The organism is Ruegeria sp. AU67 (assembly GCF_900312795.1).
Classification (GTDB): Bacteria; Pseudomonadota; Alphaproteobacteria; order Rhodobacterales; family Rhodobacteraceae; genus Ruegeria; species Ruegeria atlantica.
The window spans coordinates 59,369-74,172 of the sequence record NZ_OMPH01000006.1 but is presented as its reverse complement, the minus strand read 5'-3'; the positions used below and the strand labels follow the sequence as shown (position 1 = coordinate 74,172).

Genomic DNA, 14,804 nt, shown 5'->3' with positions numbered 1-14,804 from the left:
CCGGAGGCCTCATGACCCGCACACCCGAAGAAATCAGCCATAATCTGCTGGACGCGGCCCGCAAAGCCGGGGCCGAAGCGGCGGATGCCATCGTTCTGGATGGCTCATCGGTATCGGTTGAAGTCCGCAGTGGCGCGCTGGAGCACGCGGAACGGTCCGAAGGCACCGACCTGGGACTGCGTGTGTTTCTAGGCAAGCGGCAGGCGATCGTCTCAAGTTCGGACAGTCGCCCCGAAACGCTGACGGCGATGGCGCAACGTGCAGTGGCCATGGCAAACGAAGCTCCGGAAGATCCTTTTACAGGGTTGGCCACGCCCGACCAGCTTGCAAAAGACTGGGATATCGCGGCGCTGGAACAATTCGACCCGACGCCGGAACCATCGGCGGATACGCTTTTGCAGGATGCACTGGCTGCCGAAGCTGCCGCTTTGGCCATAGAAGGCGTGTCCCAAGTATCAGACGCCGCGGCCGCTTATGGCACCCACCGCGTGCATCTGGCTGCCACAAATGGCTTTTCCGGCGGGTATTCCCGCAGCAGCCGCTCGACCTCTTGCGTTGCTATCTCGGGCCAAGGCACAGGGATGGAACGCGACTACGACGGCGACAGCCGCACATTCCAGAGTGACCTGCGCAGCCCTGATGAGATTGGCCGCTCGGCAGGTGAACGCGCCGTTGCGCTGATTGGGGCACAAAAACCCGCGACAGGCACATTCCCTGTCCTGTTCGACGAGCGGATTTCGTCTTCGCTGATCGGTCATCTTTTGGCCGCCAGCAACGGCGCCGCCATTGCCCGTGGTGCGTCATGGCTGAAGGACAACCTGGGAGAGCAGGTCCTGCCTGAACACCTGTCACTGATCGAAGACCCGCATCGCCCGCGTATCTCGGGCTCTCGCCCCTTTGACGCCGAAGGTTTGCCAACACAGCGAAGGGCCGTTGTTGAAAACGGAGTACTGACCGGGTGGACCCTGGATTTGGCCAGCGCACGAAAACTGGGCATGGCCTCGACCGGGAATGCGGCGCGTGGCGTGTCCGGCCCCCCGTCGCCCAGCAACTGGAACCTGAGCCTGACCCAAGGCACGCACAGCCGGGACGATCTGCTGCGTGACATGGGAACCGGCCTGTTGGTGACCTCGATGATCGGATCGACGATCAACCCCAATACCGGCGACTACTCACGTGGGGCATCAGGCTTTTGGGTCGAAAACGGGGAAATCACCCACCCCGTCAACGAATGCACGATCGCTGGCAATCTGCGTGACATGCTGAAACGGATTATTCCGGCAAATGACGCACGTACGTACTTGTCCCGCGTGGTGCCATCGATCCTAATCGAAGGAATGACACTTGCCGGCACCTGACCTGCAACTGCTGATTGACGCCGCATTGGAAGCCGGAAAGATCGCCACTCGGTTTTCGGGGACCACGGCGCAACGATGGGATAAACCCGACGGAGCCGGCCCGGTGACCGAAGCAGATCTGGCCGTCAACGCGATGCTTGAGCAAATGCTGCCCGCAGCGCGTCCGGGGTATGGCTGGTTGAGCGAAGAGACCGAGGATTCAGCTGACAGGCTGTCGAAAGACCGTGTTTTCATCATTGATCCCATCGACGGCACCCGCAGCTTTGCCGAAGGCTCGCGGACCTGGGCCCATTCCTTGGCCATCGCCGAACAGGGCGAAGTGACGGCCGCTGTGATCTACCTGCCTTTGCGAAACCTGCTTTATGCCGCAGCAAAAGGTCAGGGTGCCACGCTCAACACCAAAAAGATCCGGGTCAGCGAACTCGGTGTGTTGGAAAGCGCCGAGGTGTTGGCCGCGAAACCCAACATGCAGCCGCAACACTGGCGTCAGGGGCAGGTACCCGAGTTCAAACGGAACTACAGGCCATCTCTGGCCTATCGCATGGCCCTTGTTGCACAGGGACGATTTGACGGGATGATGACCCTCAGGCCCAGTTGGGAATGGGACATCGCCGCCGGTGATCTGATTATACGCGAAGCCCTCGGCCGGTGTTCGGACCGCGCGGGGCTGCCTCTGCGGTTCAACAATGCAATTCCGTGTCTGAACGGTGTGATCGCTGCGGGTTCAGGTGTTTATGGGCTACTGTCGGAACAACTCGAACCGGAAAGCCCTGGAATCGCACCATGAGCAAGCCACGCTCGTTAAGCCTTGCCGCCTATCGCGTGCTGTCCTGGGGTATGCAAAATACCGCCAGCAACGGCGATATTGCGCGCCCCGAGGGCGAGGTTTTGTGGTTGCACATAAATGCGTGGGAACGTCACCGCGCTATTGTTGATTTTTGCCAGCGGTTGCAGCAGACGCGCCCCAATCTGTCGGTGGTTCTGACCGCGCCACCTGATGCAGATCTGACAAGATGGGCCAGCAGCGGATACCCTTTGGTCAACCTGCCCGCCGAACAAACCGGGGCTGCGCGCGCGTTTCTGGACCATTGGCGTCCGGATATCGGAATATGGGTCGGGGGCGGCCTGATGCCTAACGTGATCACGCGCGCCGAGGAACGCGGGATTCCCCTGATGTTGATCGAAGCACAGGCGGACGTGAAAATCGCACGGGGCGGCCGTTGGTTGCCCGATATCACAAGATACACGATTGACTGTTTTCAAACGATCCTGTGCACGACACCGGAAATCGCCCGTCAAATTCGGCGGCTAGGCGTCGCTTCGAACAAGGTGCAAGAGGCACCGCCCCTTCATATCAGCCCAAATCCGCGCCCATGGCCCGAGGACGAACTGATCGAAGTGAACCATGCACTATCTGGCCGACCGGTCTGGTTAGCGGCGTGGGTCCAGGACAAAGAATTCATCTCGGTCCTCAGCGCCCATAGACAGGCAATGCGCATGCTGCCGCGTTTGGCGTTGGTATTGCAAGTGGCCGATGTTACCGAAGCCGGACCGCTGCACCGGCGGCTTGAAGCGATGGATCTGCGCTGTACCAACTGGGATGAAAGCGGGACGATCGAGGATATGACTCAGGTGATCCTCTCCGCCGTGCCCGAGGATCTGGGTCTTTGGCAGCGGGTATCGCCCGTTACCTTCATGGGCAGCTCTCTGGAACGCGGCGCCGGGGGCGCGGATCCGCTGATCGCCACGGCGCTGGGATCAGCTGTGATCCACGGTCCGTTTGTGCACAGCCAACAACAGCTTTACGATCAGCTTGACCGGGCCGGGGCCGCGCGCACGGTCAGGTCCGCCACCGAACTGGGCGATGCAGTGGTGGAACTGTTGGCACCGGATCATGCCGCCAATATGGCGTTGGCCGGGTGGCAGATCGTTACCGAGGGTGCGCCGCAAGCGGATCACCTAATCGACATGATTCAGGACTACCTGGACCAGCGGAGTGCAGACGATGCGAGCACCTGATTTCTGGAATACCGCGCCAGATCGGCTCGACCTGCGCGCACGGCTACTGGCACCGCTTGGGCGGCTCTATGCTGGCGCTACGGCGCGTCGGGTCGCCTCGGAACCCGGCATTAACCCGGGTGTTCCTGTCATTTGCATTGGCAACCTGAACGCGGGTGGCACCGGCAAGACCCCGACTGTGATCTGGATGATCGAGCAATTGCGCGATGCCTGGCATGAGACACATGTGGTCACGCGCGGCCATGGCGGCTCGCTCGAAGGGCCGGTGCGCGTGGACCCCGGCAAGCATACCGCGGCGCAGGTCGGGGATGAGCCCCTGTTGCTAGCGGCATTTGCCGATGTCTGGGTCGCCAAAGACCGCGCCGCTGGAGCAAAGGCAGCCGCCGCGGCGGGTGCCACAGTCATCGTGCTGGACGACGGGTTTCAAAACCCCTCGGTGGCCAAGGACTTCTCGGTCATTGTGGTGGACGCATCGCGCGGATTTGGAAATGGACTATGCCTCCCGGCTGGCCCCCTGAGGGAACCGGTGGAAGACGGGTTGCAGCGCGCTGATCTTGTGCTGTCTCTTGGCGAAGCTAATGCCCAAATCGAGTTTGCCGAACGCTGGGGGAAAAAACTGTCCGTCCCACATGCGACCGGCGCGGTTGAGCCGCTGCAAACCGGCATGGATTGGAGCGATACGCCTGTTCTTGCCTTTGCGGGCATCGGACACCCCGAGAAGTTCTTTGCCACTTTGCGCCAACAAGGCGCGACCTTGCTGCGGGCCGAAGCGCTGGATGACCACCAGCCGCTGACGCCCGCACTGATGACTCGTCTTGAAAACGAAGCCCGCTTGTTGCGCGCGCAAATGGTCACCACGGAAAAAGACGCCGTTCGCCTGCCGGCTGCGTTTCGCAGCAAGGTCATCACGCTTCCGGTTCGTCTAAAGGTCGATGAGGCGGACAAGATCAGGCAGATGCTTTTGCAGATCGCCCCGTCGCCCTGAAGGACGACCGGCCCGGATTGAGCCGGTCGTAAAAGCAATTAGCTGCCCAGTTCGTCTTCGATCAACTTTTTGAAGCCGTCATAGGACTGATTCTCGACCGGCTTGCCATTCACGATGAAGGACGGGGTCGCCTGAATACCGTCGCGCTCGGCGTTTTCCTGATACCAAGCGACCAGCGTCTGCGCGCGGGTTCCGTCCTGCAGACAGGCTTCAAGCTGATCATTGTCGATACCAGCCAGACGCCCGATTTTGCGCAGCTCGTCCACGATTTCAGCGGGACCACCGGCTTTGGTCCACTCGGACTGGCCTTCGTAGATCAGGTCGGAGATGCCAAAGAACTTTTCGGGCCCGCCGCAGCGTGCAACCATCGACGCCCACAGGCCATAGCGGTCAAAGTAGACCTCGCGATAGATGAACTTCACCTTACCTGTGTCGATGAAATCCTTCTTGAGCTGCTTGTACGCTCCCGAGTGGAAATTCGCACAATGCGGGCAGGTATAGGACGCATATTCGATGATCTCGACTGGTGCGTCTTCGGCGCCCAGAGTCATCTCGACGATGGTCGAGGTGTCCAGATCGGCCTCTTGCGCCTCGGCGCTGCTAATCAGCGGATAGGCGGGGTTGGAATTTGACAGCGACAGCCAATAACCGCCAGCGGCCACGGCGACGGCCGCACAAATTCCGGTTGCAATACGGCTCATTTCTCAGCCCTTTCTCAGCGTTTTTGCTTGGATAAAACGTTACGGCCCAGACGTTCAAGGGCTGCGCGCAGATCACCATCGTGAACTTCCTGCGCAGCGCGGTCTGCCTCGGCTTCTATTTCTGGTTCGATCTTGGGTTTCGCTTGTTTCGGCTTGTGGTCGAAACTGGCCTGCCCCTCGGCAAATCCTGTCGGAGCGGTCTGGGTGATGCGCACCCGGCTGATGGCATTATAGCCATAAACCGCGTTCACCTTGCCACGCAATTGTTCCTTCTGCATCTCCAGCATCGGGGCCTGCGGTCCAGTGGTCAGAACCGTCAGCGTGGCACCAATACCACCCTTCCCGTAACCCACTTTTACCGGTCGCGCGATAGCGGCCATATCCTGTCCAACGATCTCGGACCAATGGGTCAGCAGGCGTGATACGGCAAAGCCCCGGCTTTCACCGGCGCGCCTGATCTGGTCGTTCAGCAATGTCGCGGTGCGTTTGAACCCGCGGGTCGAAGAACGTCTGCGCTGCATCTGGTTTCCAACTCCTGCGCCGCTATTGTAAAGGGCAGGACAACAGGCGCCAGCGAAACCCGACAGGGAGATAGATAAAACTTGCGTGACTCCGGTGAATTTGACGTGAGCAGTGCGCTGCTGGATTGGTACGACCGCCATGCCCGCGAGATGCCTTGGCGCGTAGCTCCCGCCGATAGGGCTGCGGGTGTGATGCCCGACCCCTACCGCATATGGTTGTCCGAGGTCATGCTGCAGCAGACCACTGTTGCAGCCGTACGCGACTATTTCGTGCGGTTCACAACCCGTTGGCCGACAGTTCAGGCACTGGCCGCCGCCCCGGATGATCAGGTCATGGGGGAATGGGCAGGACTTGGCTATTACGCGCGTGCTCGGAACCTTCTGAAATGCGCCCGGGTCGTTGCCGAACAACATGGTGGAACGTTCCCCGATACCTATGACGCGCTCCTCAATTTGCCGGGGATCGGTCCCTACACCGCCGCTGCAATTTCCGCCATCGCCTTCGACCGACCCGAAACCGTGTTGGACGGCAACGTAGAACGGGTCATGGCCCGACTTTTCGACATTCACGACCCTTTGCCCGGTTCAAAACCGCAACTGAAAAAGCATGCGGCTGCACTTACGCCTGCCGCGCGACCGGGAGACTATGCGCAGGCGGTCATGGACCTGGGGGCAACAATCTGTACACCAAAATCTCCGGCCTGCGGTATCTGCCCGGTGCAAGCCCGCTGCGCCGCTCGCGCCGCTGGAACGCAATCCGATTTGCCACGCAAGACTCCAAAAAAACCCAAACCCATGCGATACGGCCATGTCTATATAGCCCAAGGCGATAACGGAGCCTTTCTGATGGAACGTCGTCCCGACAAGGGGCTGCTGGGTGGTATGCTGGGCTGGCCGGGGTCAGAATGGTCAGACGGCCCGGCCGAGGCACCGCCCTTTCCGTGCGAATGGCAGGTGCTGCCGGGTGAGGTACGCCATACATTTACCCACTTCCACCTGATCCTGCGGATCTGGACGACCACGCTGCCGGTCGGCTGGTCGCATGACGATCTGATTGTCATGGAAAAACACGCTTTCCGCCCCAGTGACCTACCAACTGTTATGCGCAAAGTGTATGACCTCTGGCGCTCTATGTAACCCATTGTGTGGCATTGCCGGGTAGGGCTAGTCTGCCCACAGTTTCTCGGAGCGAAGCGATGATCGCATCAGACAGTCTGTCACGCTGGCAAGCGGTATTGCCCTTCTGGGTGTCCTTCCTGCTGATCCCCGTCATCTGGCTTGCCGCCGTTGCCGGAGGCTGGTGGGTCTTGCTTGTGCCTCTTTCGACTTGGTGGGCGTTTGCAGTTCTGGATCGGTTAACGGGGCTGAACCTTGAAAATGCCGATCCGGCCACGCCGGACGGCGGTCTCAAATGGTACATTCTGCTGACCAAGGCATGGGCCCCGGTTCAGTTTCTTACGCTGTTTGGGTTGCTCTGGTACGCCACTCATACCGATCACCTGTCTGTTTTTAGCAAGATTGGATTGTTCTTCGGGATGGGTGTGATCTCGGGCACCATCGGGATCAACTACAGCCATGAACTGATGCACCAGAAAGGGCGGTCGGAACGTTGGCTGGGTGATATTCTACTGGCCATGGTGTTATATTCTCACTTCCGGTCAGAGCACTTGCTGGTTCACCATCGCTATGTCGGAACACCACGCGATCCGGTCACTGCACGGTACAATGAAGGGTTTCACCGCTTCTATCCGCGCGTTCTGTGGCAGTGCCTTGCATCCGCCTTCCACGCAGAAAGGGACAAGCTGGCGCGCAAGCAACGTCCGTGGACCGACCCGGCGAACCCGTTCTGGCGCTATTTGGCGCTTCAGGCAGGCATGCTGATTTTGGCTTTCGTGGTCGGGGGATGGTCAGGTGTGGCCCTGTTCCTGGTGCAAGCGGGCGTCGCCATATGGCAGCTGGAACTGGTGAACTACGTCGAACATTACGGCCTGACCCGCAAACACCTTGGCGATGGCAAGTACGAGCATGTCCAGCCGCGCCATTCGTGGAACGCCTCGCAAAAAGCGTCGAACTGGCTGCTGATCAACCTGCAGCGTCACTCGGACCATCACTACAAACCCAACCGACGCTTTCCGCTGCTGCAGCATCATTCAGAAGATGCGGCTCCGCAACTGCCCTATGGCTATCCGGTTATGACCGTCGCTGCGATGGTCCCACCGCTTTGGCGGCGCGTCATGAACCCCCGCGTTCGGGCCTGGCGGCGTCAATATTATCCCGAAGTCACCGATTGGAAGCCGTACAACAGATCTCTCAACCCGTTGCCGCGTTCGTGACCGCAGCGCGCGCCCGCGCGCTGCCTGGCCCAACGGAATGGCGCGCATCTCTGATGCGTGGCAGATCGGCGGGAGCTGCCCGTTCTACTGCGCCCAGATATCCATAGTGCCCTGCACCCCGCGCACCGGCTGGTTTTCATGCTTTACAAAACCTGCTGTCAGATAGGCGGCGTTATTGCCCTCCTGCATCACCTGTGCCCGGACCGCGTCACTCAGCACCACGTGAACACCAAGGTCACGCGTCATCGCTTCGAGCTTGGCGGAGACATTCACCGCATCCCCGATAACCGCAAATTCCAGTCGGTTCGCTCCGATATCTCCCAATACCACCGAGCCATAGTGAACCCCAATTCCTACACGAATTTCCGGCTCACCTGCCCGTCGCCGCTCCAGGTTCCAGCGATCGATCACATCCACCATATCGCGCGCGCAAGCCACCGCGTTACTGGCATCCAATGGGGTCGTCACCGGCGTACCGAATGTGGCCATCAGACCATCCCCAAGATATTTGTCCAACGTGCCATGATGGCGAAACACTTCGGTTTCCATTCGGGCGTGAAAGCCGCGCAAAACTTCAATGACTTCATACGGGTCGCGCCCGGCAGCGAATTTGGTAAACCCCACGATGTCGATGAACAAAACGGCGATGTCTTCTTTGCGAACCTGCTTGAGCGGCTCATCATTCTGGCTGAGTTCGTCCACGACGTTCGGAGAGAAATATCGCGACAGGTTTGCACGCTCCCTCTCAAGCCCGGCATTTGTCATCAACAATCGATTGAGCCGCCGCATCGAGATACCAAGCGTAACCGCGACCATCAGGAATACGATCACCTGCTGAATACGCTGAGGGACCATGAAACTATTGGGATCCAGCAGTTCCGCAACATCCGGATATCCGGCCAATGCCTCGTACACGAGCTCACTGATGCCCGGGATTGGCGTAGCCACCCACCAGGCGATGATCCAGCCTACTGTCCACATCGCCGCCGTCCACGTGCCGATAGCCACGACTGTGCGCCACGAATAGGCCAGAGTTCCCGCTGCCAGAATGATGAAGAAATACTGGAAGTTGTCGAACCGGTATTGCATTGCCAGCGGTCGAACATCATCGCTGAACGGGTTCGGCACGATCATCCCCAAAGTCATGATCAGCAAGTCGACGAAGATCAGTAAAAGCTCGACCCGTGACTGGCCCACGCTGCCAGCCCGCCGGATCAACCAACCATTGGCGCAAATCAATAACAGGATGAAGTGATACCACAGAACGTCCCAATGGGGGTTCAGGTAGATCAACAAAATGCCGGTAAGGCCCATCGCCACCCAGCGGGCGCGGACGGCAAGTTCCAACCCTTCACGCTTGTGCCGTTCCAGCGCTGCCTCGGTGTACTTGTTGTCCAGATCATACTTGTCTGGCTGTGTTACAAAAAACCGCCCAAATCGGGATTCGCTGGCTGTTATATCCGACATTGCCAAGGTTCCTTCCGTAAGCAGCAGGACAAGGAATCTCATATCGGAACTGAATGAGGAATAAAACAAAAGACCCCGCCGAGATCGGCGGGGCAAGGCGTAGTGCCTTGTGTCAGGCCACAGGCACCGGCGGTATTCTTGAAATCAGTTGTGTAACTCGGCCCGGATCTGCTGACGCAAAACGTCGATCGGCACCGTTTTCCCATCGCGTTTAAAGCACCAGTAAGTCCAGCCATTGCAAGAGGGCGCGTTTTCCAGATGCGCGCCGACCTGGTGGATCGAACCTTTGACGTTATCGCCCACCAGCGTTCCGTCAGCCCGAACCTTGGCCTTGTGACGTTGATTCATCGAATAAAGCTCTTCACCCGGGCGCAGCATGCCACGTTCGACCAGCTGACCGAAGGGCACGCGCGGCTCAGCGCGCTTGCTTGCGCTGACTTCCAGCGCCTCACGGTCGAACTTGCGGACTTTGGAAATCCGTTTCTCAGCGACCTTGCGATAGCTTTCCTCGCGTTCGATCCCGATGAATTCGCGGCCCAGCATCTTGGCGACAGCACCAGTGGTACCCGTGCCAAAGAACGGATCCAAAATAACATCACCGGGGTTGGTCGAACCGATCAGGACACGGTGCAACAGGGATTCCGGCTTTTGCGTCGGATGCGCCTTGTCGCCGTTTTCATCCTTGAGGCGCTCATGCCCGGTGCAGATCGGCAGAACCCAATCGCTGCGCATCTGCACGCCTTCGTTCAGTGCTTTCAGGGCTTCGTAGTTGAACGTGTATTTCGCGCCTTCGCGCTTAGAGGCCCAGATCATCGTCTCATGCGCATTGGTGAACCGCTTGCCGCGGAAATTCGGCATCGGGTTCGATTTGCGCCAGACAACGTCGTTCAGAATCCAGTACCCGGCGTCCTGCAGGGCTGTGCCGACGCGGAAGATGTTGTGGTAGGAACCGATTACCCAAATCGCGCCATTGGGCTTGAGCAGACGATGCGCCGCTTTTAGCCATTCGCGGGTGAACTGGTCATAAACACCAAAGCTTGAAAACTGATCCCAGTGATCGTCAACCGCGTCTACCTGGCTGTTATCGGGGCGATGCAGCTGGCCTTTGAGTTGAAGATTATACGGCGGATCCGCGAAAATCAGGTCAACCGACTCCGCAGGTAGACTGTTCATCACATCGATGCAGTCGCCAGATAGAATCGTGTTTAAAGGGAGCGCTTTTGCGCCCTTTTTAGTGGTTGTTGTCATTCTACTGCCTCAAGTATCCACGGCGCTTTTGCGCTCATTTGGTTGAGACAAGGATGAGTCAAAGTCGATTCGCCGTCAATTTCTTTTTTGAATCAGCGGTTTACGATTTACTCTTGATACAAGATATTGTGTACCGGCTTGAACGAACGCCTATGATGTGGGGTCACACCTAGTTTTTGCAGCGCTTCCCTGTGTTGTTTTGACGGATAGCCTGCATTCTTCTCCCATCCATAGCCTGGATGCTGTTGCGCCAAATCCACCATCAGTTGATCGCGCCAGTTTTTGGCAATGATCGAAGCCGCTGCAATCGACACGGAATGCGCATCCCCTTTGACCACCGCCTGCGCCGGGATCGTCAAATCCTGCGGGATCATGTTTCCGTCGATCAGCAGATAGTCAGGCGGCGGATCCAAGGCCGCAACCGCACGTTCCATCGCCAGATGCGAGGCACGCAAGATGTTGTGTTCGTCAATCTCGGCAACCGAGGCTTCAGCTATCGCAAATTCAGCCCGGTCACGTACCGCAATTCCCAAAACAGCCCGTCGTTTCGCCGTCAGTTTCTTGGAATCGTTCAGCCCCTCGGGAATATCTTCGGGGTTCAGTATCACGGCGGCTGCAACCACAGGCCCGGCCAATGGCCCACGGCCCACCTCATCCACACCGGCAATGCGCAGATATCCTTGCGCCACTGCCGCCTGTTCAATCGAATAATCTGGCGTTGTCATACCAACCGAAAACCGCGTTTCGCGCCCCACCGCAAGGCAAAAAGAGAGGGCGGCTTGTGCCACCCTCTCTTGCGCGGCGCTTCTGTGGCACCGCTCCTGCTCGAAAGTGATTACTTGTAAACGACGCGGTATCCCTTCTGGCGCAGGCATGCGGGTTCATATGCCCGGTTCACCTTATTGCCGTTCCAGAAACCGACCTTGCACTCTTGCGGCAGGCTATTGGCATGTTTGTAGTGCTTCTTGAGGCATTTCGGAGCCAGAAGCGGGTGATTGTTCGAATAGGCGCTATACTTGCGCAGGCATTTCTGAGGCAGATCATACCGCGCGACGTGTTGCGGCAAGGGGCGCACTGGGTAACTGGGCTGGGCCACATAAGGCTGAGGCGTATAGGTCTGATGACGCGTCGTCCGGTCCTTGCGTTTTTCCTTGTTGTAGTAGTGGACCCCGGCACCGATGATCGCGATGGCAGCAAGCCCGCCAAGGATGTCCTTGGCATCCGCCGCCCGCGCCTGCGAGGCTGAGACGCCGGTGATGGTGATAGCGGTGGCAACGATAAAAGCGATGAACTTCCGGTGCATAGTGCGTGTCCTTCCTGGTGTTTCGGGGCGATCCGGCACAGACCGCAAACGTGATGCCCCAACACTGGGTCCGCACCCTTCAGACAAGCAATAACGGGCGGTTGTTATCCGATATCACGCCCCTCAAACCCCTTAGGTTATTGAATATCGTGCAAACCCATGCGCAGGATGCAGCCTATGAAACCGATCCTCTCTTCTCTGGCCGTTGCGGCCCTGATATCGCTTGGTACTGCTGCGTCGGCAGAGTGTTATGCGGATTATAAGGCCAAGCAGGACAATCCACTGCGGCTGCATTACGGCGTGATGCAGGTTTCGGCCTGTGACAGGGGCCAGGCTCAGCAAGAAGCCTCAAAACGCCTCAGCGCGTCGGGCTGGACATTGTTGAATGTCATGTCTGTCTTTGGGCCGGAAGGATTGGAAAAAAGGAAGGCCAATGCCGGACAATTCTATCTCCGTTACTGAGGCCAGGCGGTCAGGCACACGATTGGTCGGCGCAGGTATAGCGGCAATCGTCCTGATCCTGATAACCGCCGCCGTCTTCCTGTTCTGGACCCTGCCAGACGCCAACGCCTTCAACGCGCGAGTGGAGCGGTTGTTTGTCGAAAGCGACCTGACGTCGCAGACGGAAATCCGGCTGCTTGAGATTCTGGCCCAGTCCGGCACCGCCTTTGCCGATACCCTGTCCAGCTATCGTATGGTGATTTTCGTATTGCTGGTCTTTGCCAGCGCCATGCTTGTGACGGCGATGGTTTTTCTGGTGATGCTGGTGATGCTGAACCGCCGGATGGCGCAGATCGAGCGCACGGGTATTCAGGTCACGTCGCTGCTGATCAGTCGCGAGGAAAACACCGTATATCTGAATAATATGGACTTCAAACTGACCCCAGCTGCGATGGAGACCCTGTCGGTCCTTGCCGAATCCCGACTGGATGACGAGGTCCTGTCCGGCGTTCAGATCGAAGCAGTGATTTCGGGCAAAAGCGCCGCCGATTGTGACGAAGCCGCTGGCGCTACGCGGATAAAACGGCTGCGTGACGCCTTGGGCAATCAGATGGTCAGCGAATTGCTGGTCAAGAACATCGCCAAGAAAGGTTATATGTTGTCCATCGAAAAGGACGTGATCCAGATGGTCTGATCCACTAGGACCGCACAGCTATCGTGCAGAAAATGCCGAGGCTGCCCCTTGGAAAACCTCTTCACAAGGCCCATCCTATGGGGACCCCGCGCCAGGGAGGATGAAGATGAACGTCCACGCCACAGCAAGACCAAAAGGCTATGGAATCTCGGTCGAACGGTTAGATGGTAAGATTGCGATTTACCGGGACCAGACCCTTTTAGCCGAAAGCAGCAACGCCAAAGTCATGTACGAAACACGGCTGCCGCCGACGATCTACCTTCCGCGCGAAGACGTGCTGGTGGATCTCAGCGACGAAACCGAGTTGCAGACTTTTTGCCCCTTCAAGGGCACCGCAACCTATCACGACGTCATTCTTGGCGGCGAACGGCTCGCCAATTCTGTTTGGGCCTACGAAGAAGCTCTCCCCGAAAGCGCTGCCATTCAGGGGCATATCGGGTTTTTACCCAATGCTTATTCCCGGATCGATTTGGGCGACAACCAACTGCGGGAACCCCAAGACGGCAATATCAGCGGCCCTTTGATCGATTGGCTGATGCGTGGGGCGTCCGCAAACAACACGCCTGAGGCGTTCACCAAAGCGCTGGCCGAGAAAATGCTGGAACACGGGATTGCCATTCAACGCCTCAGCATTCTGACATGGTCCCTGCACCCTTTGATCGCGGGCAAACACTATATCTGGGAAAAGGGCGAGGCTGAGATCTCGACCAATGTTCCGACCTATGAAATTCACGACCACCCGGCATACATCAACAGCCCGTTGCGGCATGTGTCGAACGGGCTGGGCGGTGTGCGTCAGCGGTTGAACGCCGAAAACCCCCACAACAGCTTTCCGATCATGGAAGACCTGCGGGAAAAAGGGGCAACCGACTATGTCGCCATGCCTTTGCCGTTCTCGGATGGGCGGACCAACGTCCTGACCCTGACCTGTGATCACCCGGACGGTTTCACGACCGAAAACCTTGGGCTGGTGTTCGAATGTTCGCTGGTCATCGCCCGGTTCTATGAGGTTTTCATGCAGCGCGAAAACGCGCAGGTCCTGCTGGAAACCTATGTCGGAAAACGTTCGGGCGCGCGCGTTCTTGGGGGTGAAATTCGGCGCGGTGACGGCGATGAAATTGATGCTGCCATCATGTTCTGCGACCTCCGCAATTCGACCAGCCTTGAGGAACAGCTTGGGCGCGAGGCGTATATCAACCTGTTGAACGACTTTTTCGAAACCGTTTCTGGCATCGTGCATGAAAACGGCGGCGAGGTCCTGAAGTTCATAGGCGACGCTGTCCTTGCCGTGTTTCCGGCAGGCGAGGATGCGAAAGCCGCCCGCGATAATGCCCAGCGCAGCGCCATCGATATCGTCGAAAGACTGGGAGAGCTGCGCCAATCAGGGTCCGATGTGCATTGCGATTGCTCTATCGGCGTTGCCTATGGGCGCGTGACCTACGGCAATGTCGGCTCGCGCGAACGGCTGGACTTTACCGTGATCGGACAAGCCGCGAATATCGCTGCGCGTCTGGGTGAATACGGAAAAACCAAGAACCACAGGATTGTCGTGTCTGCCGATATTCTGCCTGCTTGCGCCAACGCCTTGCCGCTTGGCGACGTCAAGCTGCATAACGTGTCGCAACCGGTCGAGTCATATGCTCTCAGAACTTCCGCGGATGCCGTTCTGAACGCTTGAATTCCGCAATCGGTTTGCATTTTTCAAAGCGCTGAGTGTTGGGATTTCTGATCAAG

At 58.3% G+C, this 14,804-nt stretch carries 15 protein-coding genes; 9 read left to right on the top strand and 6 right to left on the bottom strand.

What is annotated here, in order from left to right:
• Positions 1–11: 11 nt before the first annotated feature.
• Genes DK510_RS01785 through lpxK form a run of 4 tightly spaced genes read left to right on the top strand, consistent with a single transcriptional unit; the run spans position 12 to position 4,362 of the window.
• Complete coding sequence (locus DK510_RS01785; protein WP_109310653.1) at positions 12–1,358, top strand: TldD/PmbA family protein; 1,347 nt, start codon at positions 12–14, stop codon at positions 1,356–1,358.
• The gene (locus DK510_RS01780) at positions 1,345–2,145 is read left to right on the top strand and encodes a 3'(2'),5'-bisphosphate nucleotidase CysQ (protein ID WP_109310652.1); all 801 of its coding nucleotides are present in this window, start codon (positions 1,345–1,347) and stop codon (positions 2,143–2,145) included. Before DK510_RS01785 ends, DK510_RS01780 begins: the two co-directional genes overlap by 14 nt.
• Positions 2,142–3,377: a 3-deoxy-D-manno-octulosonic acid transferase gene (locus DK510_RS01775; RefSeq protein ID WP_109310651.1), complete on the top strand. Its 1,236-nt coding sequence runs from the start codon at positions 2,142–2,144 to the stop codon at positions 3,375–3,377. The genes DK510_RS01780 and DK510_RS01775 overlap by 4 nt, the downstream gene beginning before the upstream one ends.
• Entirely contained in the window at positions 3,364–4,362 is a 999-nt protein-coding gene (gene lpxK / locus DK510_RS01770; RefSeq protein ID WP_109310650.1) for a tetraacyldisaccharide 4'-kinase, read from the top strand. The genes DK510_RS01775 and lpxK overlap by 14 nt, the downstream gene beginning before the upstream one ends.
• 38 nt (positions 4,363–4,400) lie before the next feature.
• Here lpxK and DK510_RS01765 read toward each other — a convergent pair whose 3' ends face one another.
• Both DK510_RS01765 and DK510_RS01760 read right to left on the bottom strand, forming a co-directional pair.
• Positions 4,401–5,063, bottom strand: coding sequence for a DsbA family protein (locus DK510_RS01765; RefSeq protein ID WP_108861100.1), 663 nt, complete (start codon positions 5,061–5,063; stop codon positions 4,401–4,403).
• Positions 5,064–5,077: 14 nt separating this feature from the next.
• The gene (locus tag DK510_RS01760) at positions 5,078–5,584 is read right to left on the bottom strand and encodes a DUF721 domain-containing protein (RefSeq protein WP_108861099.1); all 507 of its coding nucleotides are present in this window, start codon (positions 5,582–5,584) and stop codon (positions 5,078–5,080) included.
• 81 nt (positions 5,585–5,665) lie between these two features.
• Here DK510_RS01760 and mutY point away from each other — a divergent pair, with 81 nt between their 5' ends.
• Positions 5,666–6,721, top strand: a complete 1,056-nt coding sequence (gene mutY, locus DK510_RS01755) for an A/G-specific adenine glycosylase (protein ID WP_109310649.1) — start codon at positions 5,666–5,668, stop codon at positions 6,719–6,721.
• A gap of 59 nt (positions 6,722–6,780) precedes the next feature.
• Complete coding sequence (locus DK510_RS01750) at positions 6,781–7,917, top strand: alkane 1-monooxygenase (RefSeq protein WP_109310648.1); 1,137 nt, start codon at positions 6,781–6,783, stop codon at positions 7,915–7,917.
• A gap of 84 nt (positions 7,918–8,001) precedes the next feature.
• On the opposite strand, the gene DK510_RS01745 is transcribed toward DK510_RS01750, so the two are convergent.
• The 4 genes from DK510_RS01745 to DK510_RS01730 form a co-directional block, all read right to left on the bottom strand.
• Positions 8,002–9,384, bottom strand: coding sequence for an adenylate/guanylate cyclase domain-containing protein (locus tag DK510_RS01745; protein ID WP_109310746.1), 1,383 nt, complete (start codon positions 9,382–9,384; stop codon positions 8,002–8,004).
• Between the two features lie 144 nt (positions 9,385–9,528).
• Positions 9,529–10,632 (bottom strand): site-specific DNA-methyltransferase, encoded by a 1,104-nt coding sequence (locus tag DK510_RS01740; RefSeq protein WP_058272589.1) that lies wholly within the window; start codon positions 10,630–10,632, stop codon positions 9,529–9,531.
• 107 nt (positions 10,633–10,739) lie between these two features.
• Positions 10,740–11,357, bottom strand: coding sequence for a ribonuclease HII (locus DK510_RS01735; RefSeq protein WP_109310745.1), 618 nt, complete (start codon positions 11,355–11,357; stop codon positions 10,740–10,742).
• A gap of 110 nt (positions 11,358–11,467) precedes the next feature.
• A complete protein-coding gene (locus tag DK510_RS01730; RefSeq protein ID WP_058279727.1) occupies positions 11,468–11,935 on the bottom strand; it encodes a hypothetical protein in 468 nt (155 codons plus the stop codon).
• 177 nt (positions 11,936–12,112) lie between these two features.
• Between DK510_RS01730 and DK510_RS01725 the strand changes: the two genes are divergently transcribed.
• The 3 genes from DK510_RS01725 (at position 12,113) to DK510_RS01715 (ending at position 14,748) form a co-directional block, all read left to right on the top strand.
• Entirely contained in the window at positions 12,113–12,397 is a 285-nt protein-coding gene (locus DK510_RS01725) for a hypothetical protein (RefSeq protein ID WP_109310647.1), read from the top strand.
• Positions 12,369–13,070 carry a helix-turn-helix domain-containing protein gene (locus DK510_RS01720; protein ID WP_109310646.1) on the top strand — a complete coding sequence of 234 codons (702 nt, stop codon included), beginning with the start codon at positions 12,369–12,371 and terminating at the stop codon, positions 13,068–13,070. Before DK510_RS01725 ends, DK510_RS01720 begins: the two co-directional genes overlap by 29 nt.
• A gap of 106 nt (positions 13,071–13,176) precedes the next feature.
• Positions 13,177–14,748: a DUF427 domain-containing protein gene (locus tag DK510_RS01715; protein ID WP_109310645.1), complete on the top strand. Its 1,572-nt coding sequence runs from the start codon at positions 13,177–13,179 to the stop codon at positions 14,746–14,748.
• The last annotated feature ends 56 nt before the right edge of the window (positions 14,749–14,804 follow it).

Bases quoted from the DNA above. Each gene is read 5' to 3' on its own strand.
- DK510_RS01775 (WP_109310651.1), top strand. From the start codon at position 2,142: ATGAGCAAGCCACGCTCGTTAAGCCTTGCCGCCTATCGCGTGCTGTCC.
- DK510_RS01730 (WP_058279727.1), bottom strand. From the start codon at position 11,935: ATGCACCGGAAGTTCATCGCTTTTATCGTTGCCACCGCTATCACCATC.
- DK510_RS01720 (WP_109310646.1), top strand. From the start codon at position 12,369: ATGCCGGACAATTCTATCTCCGTTACTGAGGCCAGGCGGTCAGGCACA.
- lpxK (WP_109310650.1), top strand. From the start codon at position 3,364: ATGCGAGCACCTGATTTCTGGAATACCGCGCCAGATCGGCTCGACCTG.
- DK510_RS01735 (WP_109310745.1), bottom strand. From the start codon at position 11,357: ATGACAACGCCAGATTATTCGATTGAACAGGCGGCAGTGGCGCAAGGA.
- DK510_RS01765 (WP_108861100.1), bottom strand. From the start codon at position 5,063: ATGAGCCGTATTGCAACCGGAATTTGTGCGGCCGTCGCCGTGGCCGCT.
- DK510_RS01750 (WP_109310648.1), top strand. From the start codon at position 6,781: ATGATCGCATCAGACAGTCTGTCACGCTGGCAAGCGGTATTGCCCTTC.
- DK510_RS01725 (WP_109310647.1), top strand. From the start codon at position 12,113: ATGAAACCGATCCTCTCTTCTCTGGCCGTTGCGGCCCTGATATCGCTT.
- DK510_RS01760 (WP_108861099.1), bottom strand. From the start codon at position 5,584: ATGCAGCGCAGACGTTCTTCGACCCGCGGGTTCAAACGCACCGCGACA.
- DK510_RS01740 (WP_058272589.1), bottom strand. From the start codon at position 10,632: ATGACAACAACCACTAAAAAGGGCGCAAAAGCGCTCCCTTTAAACACG.
- DK510_RS01745 (WP_109310746.1), bottom strand. From the start codon at position 9,384: ATGTCGGATATAACAGCCAGCGAATCCCGATTTGGGCGGTTTTTTGTA.
- DK510_RS01715 (WP_109310645.1), top strand. From the start codon at position 13,177: ATGAACGTCCACGCCACAGCAAGACCAAAAGGCTATGGAATCTCGGTC.
- DK510_RS01785 (WP_109310653.1), top strand. From the start codon at position 12: ATGACCCGCACACCCGAAGAAATCAGCCATAATCTGCTGGACGCGGCC.